Annotated in this window: 3 protein-coding genes; all 3 read left to right on the forward strand. The window is 60.6% G+C overall.

The window, feature by feature from the left end; all coding sequences use genetic code 11:
* Nucleotides 1–11: 11 nt before the first annotated feature.
* The gene (locus ACN4F8_RS13015) at nucleotides 12–956 is read left to right on the forward strand and encodes an ABC transporter substrate-binding protein (protein WP_419473983.1); all 945 of its coding nucleotides are present in this window, start codon (nucleotides 12–14) and stop codon (nucleotides 954–956) included.
* A gap of 55 nt (nucleotides 957–1011) precedes the next feature.
* Nucleotides 1012–2220 carry an ABC transporter substrate-binding protein gene (locus ACN4F8_RS13020; protein WP_419473984.1) on the forward strand — a complete coding sequence of 403 codons (1209 nt, stop codon included), beginning with the start codon at nucleotides 1012–1014 and terminating at the stop codon, nucleotides 2218–2220.
* 43 nt (nucleotides 2221–2263) lie between these two features.
* On the forward strand, nucleotides 2264–2748 hold a 485-nt coding region (locus ACN4F8_RS13025), incomplete at its 3' end, for a biotin carboxylase N-terminal domain-containing protein (RefSeq protein ID WP_419473985.1).

Genomic DNA, 2748 nt, shown 5'->3' on the forward strand with positions numbered 1-2748 from the left:
ACGACGGCTATGTGCCGCAGCGCACCGTTCAGGGTCTCAAAAAACTGATCGATGTCGAACAGATCTTTGCATTGATCGGCACCTCCGGCTCGTCGCAGTTGCTGGCCATGCTGCCCATCATCGACGAGCAGAAAATTCCCGCCATCAACCATATCGCCGTCAACAGCGCCCACTTCAACCCACCGCACAAGACGCTGTTCAATATCGGGGCAACATACTGCCAGCAGGTCTCTGCCAGCATGAAGCATCTGGTCACATCCCAGAAGCTGCAGGGATCGAAGTTCGGCCTGATCTTCCAGGAAGACGATTACGGCACCGACGTCAAATGCGGCTACGAACAGGCCCTGAAAGAGCTCGGCTTGAAAAGCAGCATCGAAGTTGCCTACAAACGCGGGGCGAAGGATTTTTCCGCCGAGGTGTTGAGCGTGCAGCGCGCCGGCGCCACCTTCGTGCTGACCGGCGGCATCATCACCGAAACCGCCGCCATGCTCAAAGAGATCGCGAAGAACCAGATGCAAGCCGTGCGCCTGGCCGCTCACCCTTCGCATCTGCCTGCGGTACTGGCCCTGGCCGGCCCGGCAGCAGACGGCGTGTACGTCGCCGAGTATGTGCCTCCAGTGACCGACACACAAACACAGGGCATTGGCAAACTCACCGCACTGACCTACAAATATTTCTCAGCCAATGAGGTCAAGGACATGAACCGGTATTCATTGACCGCCTATGTGGGTGTCCAGTTGCTCGAATCAGCGCTCAACGCCTGTGCCAAAAACCTCACGCGTGCCTGCGTGGTTGAAAAGCTCGAGCAGACCAACAATTTCACCAGCGACGGCATCATGGCCCCCTTGACCTTCGGGCCCAATATTCGACAGTCGGGGACCCGCCCCATTTTGCTCAAGGCGAATGCCAGCGCCGGGAAATTCGAGCGAGCCTCTGAATTTCTGAGTTCCAAGTAATCAAGACGACGTGCCACCAGCCCCTCCCCCATTACTCAACCAGGAGTGCCTTTTCATGACACGCAAATACTTTCGATATGCCGCCGCCAGTCTGCTCAGCATGGTTATCAGCCTGACGGCCACGACCGCCGCTGCTGCCGACCCCGGCGTGACCGACGCCAAAATCGTCCTCGGCTCGGTGACGCCCGTCAGCGGCCCCCCTAGCCTGCGGGGCAAGGCCCACATGCTTGCCTTGCGGGTATGGGAGCAGGATGTCAACGCCCGCGGTGGCATCAACGGCCGCAAGGTGGAAATTCGCCAGGAAGATGACGGCTATGTGCCTCAGCGTGCTGTGCAAGGCGTCAAGCGACTGGTCGACGTGGAAGGCATCTTCGGCCTCATCGGCACCTCGGGCTCAGCGATGCTGCAAGCCATGCTGCCCTACATCAACGAGCAAGGCTTGCCAACCATCAACGCGATGGCCGTGGCAGCAGCGCACTTCACTCCACCGAACAAAACGGTATTTGTGATCGGGCCAACCTATTGTCAGGAGTTGAGCTCCGCCATGAAAAACATGGTCGCTAGCAAGAAGTTGCAAAAGGAGAAGTTTGCGCTGGTCTATCAGGATGACGAGTTTGGCAGCGACGTGCGTTGCGGCTACCAGAAGGCGATCAAGGATCTGGGGCTTAACAGCGTGTCCGAGATCTCCTTCAAGCGTGGCACCAAGGACTTCTCGGCTGAGATGCTGAGTCTGAAGCAGGTGGGAGCGACCTTTCTCGCGTCGGGCGGCGTGGTAGCCGAGCATTCGATGCTGATGAAGGAAGCCGCTAAAAACCAGATGTCGCTGACCTTCCTTGCCGTGCACTCGGCCCACCTGACCCCTGTTCAGGCGCTCGCCGGTGCCGCGGGCGACGGCTACTTCGTCGCAGACTATGTCCCGCCTCTGACCGACCTGTCGGTGCCAGGCATGGCCAAGTTCATGGGGTTGGCACAGAAATATCTGTCAGCCGACGAGTTGAAGTCGCTCAACCGCTATTCGATCACAGCCTACGTCGGTGCGCTGCTGATGGAAGACGCGATCCGCCGCTGTGGCAAGGCGCTGACCCGCGCCTGTGTCGTCGAGAAGCTGGAGACAACCAAGAACTTCAACACCGATGGGCTGGCTTCTCCCATCAGTTTCGGCCCCAATGACCGGCACTCGCCGAGCAGCGTGCTCCTGTTGCGCTCGGACGCCAAAAACTCCCGCTTCGAGCGCGTGTCCGAACCCATCCCCGTGCTCGATTGACACCAGACGCCGTTCGTCACCCGCCGTACAACTGGTTCCGCCCGTGTTTCAAAAAGTTCTGATCGCCAACCGTGGCGAGATCGCGCTGCGGATCCTGCACACACTCAAGGGCATGGGGCTCGCCACCGTGGTGGCCCACCACGCGGTGGACGCCGATAGCCCGGCCGTGCTGGAGGCTGACGAGTCGGTCGAATTGCACGCCTTGACGCCCGTGGCGGCCTACCTCGATATCGCGCAGTTGGTTGAAGCGTGTCGGCGCAGTGGGGCACAGGCGCTGCATCCCGGTTACGGCTTCCTGTCTGAAAACACGGCGTTTGCGCGTGCGCTGGAAGCTGCTGGCATCGTCTTCATTGGCCCGCGTCCGGACAGCATCGAACTGTTGGGCGACAAAGTGCGCGCGCGCAGCTTCGTCGCCCAACGCGGCTTTCCGGTGGCACCGAGCGCCATCGAGGACGATGACCCGGCCAGCTTCGTCGAGCGCGCCAGGGCGCTCGGCGCGCCGCTGCTGATCAAGCCTTCAGCCGGCGG

Source organism: Hydrogenophaga sp. (genome assembly GCF_048549895.1).
Classification (GTDB): Bacteria; Pseudomonadota; Gammaproteobacteria; order Burkholderiales; family Burkholderiaceae_C; genus Hydrogenophaga.

Coding starts and splice junctions, on each gene's coding strand:
- ACN4F8_RS13020 (WP_419473984.1), top strand. CDS start 1,012: ATGACACGCAAATACTTTCGATATGCCGCCGCCAGTCTGCTCAGCATG.